This is a genomic window from Synechococcus sp. R8-2 (assembly GCF_047461715.1).
Taxonomy (GTDB): domain Bacteria; phylum Cyanobacteriota; class Cyanobacteriia; order Thermostichales; family Thermostichaceae; genus Thermostichus.
Map to the genome: position 1 here is coordinate 1 of NZ_JANSHQ010000631.1, position 1,264 is coordinate 1,264.

The following is a 1,264-nucleotide window of genomic DNA, read 5'->3' on the forward strand; positions in this document are numbered from 1 at the left end:
CACACTCGAAGCCCGCAGCCACTTCCCGCACATCGTCCTTGAAGCGCTTCAGGGAGTCTAGACGTCCCTCGTAAACTACCTCCCCTCTGCGGCGAACTCGCACCAGAGCATTGCGCTGCACCTTGCCCGAGAGCACATAGCTGCCGGCAACCGCACCGCGCCCGATGGGGATCACCATGCGCACTTCCGCTTGGCCCAGCGGCTCCTCCACTTCTTCCGGCTCCAGCAGGCCCTCCATGGCCGCCCGCAGATCGTCCAGCAGGTTGTAGATGATGTCGTACTCCCGCACATCCACGCCCTTGTCATCGGCAGCCTGGCGGGCGCCGGGGGCCAGGGTGGTGTTGAAACCGAGGATGATGGCGTCGCTGGCCGCAGCCAAATCCACATCGGTTTCCGTGATCTCGCCAGGGGCCGCCAGCAGAACCCGCAACTGGACTTCCTCTTGGGGCAAATCCCGCAGCGCTGTCTGAATGGCCTCGGCGGATCCCTGGACATCCGTCTTGATGATCAAGTTCAACTCCTTGAGCTGGCCTTCTTGGGCTTTGGCGGAAACGCTACCCAAGCTCACGCGACGAGACAGCAGCGCCTGTTGCAGACGGGTTTGCCGCAGCGCTTCTGCCCGCTCTTGGGCAATGCGACGGGCTTCTTTTTCGTCAGTGTAAACCTGGAACTCATCGCCGGCTGCCGGGACTTCATCCAGGCCTAGCAGTTGTACCGCCGAAGACGGCCCAGCTTCTTGCAACCGCTGGCCGCGGTCGTCCATCATCGCTTTGACCCGGCCCAGCACTGCGCCGGCCACCAGGGTATCCCCCACCCGCAGGGTGCCGTTTTGCACCAACAAAGTGGCCACTGGCCCGCGGGCTTTGTCCAAGTGGGCCTCGATCACCGTGCCGCGAGCGGGACGATTGGGGTTGGCCTGCAGCTCCGCCACATCGGCCACCAATAGGATCATCTCCAGCAGAGCATCCAGGTTACGGCGGGTGAGAGCGCTCACCTCCACCATGGGCGTGTCGCCACCCCACTCCTCTGGCAATAGGCCGTGCTCCGCCAACTGCTGCTTGATGCGCTCTGGCTGGCTGCCGGGCTTGTCGATCTTGTTGATGGCCACGATGATCGGCACCTGAGCCGCCCGCGCATGGCTGATCGCTTCCAGAGTTTGCGGTTGTACCCCATCGTCGGCGGCCACCACCAAAACCGCAATGTCGGTGACGCGGGCTCCCCGGGCGCGCATGGCGGTAAAAGCCTGGTGGCCAGGAGTATCCAG

General features: G+C 63.8%; 1 protein-coding gene. It reads right to left on the minus strand.

Annotated elements, in window-relative coordinates; genetic code table 11:
- A partial coding sequence (infB, locus tag NW819_RS13280) for a translation initiation factor IF-2 (RefSeq protein ID WP_414414033.1) occupies positions 1 to 1,264 on the minus strand: 1,264 nt, incomplete at both ends.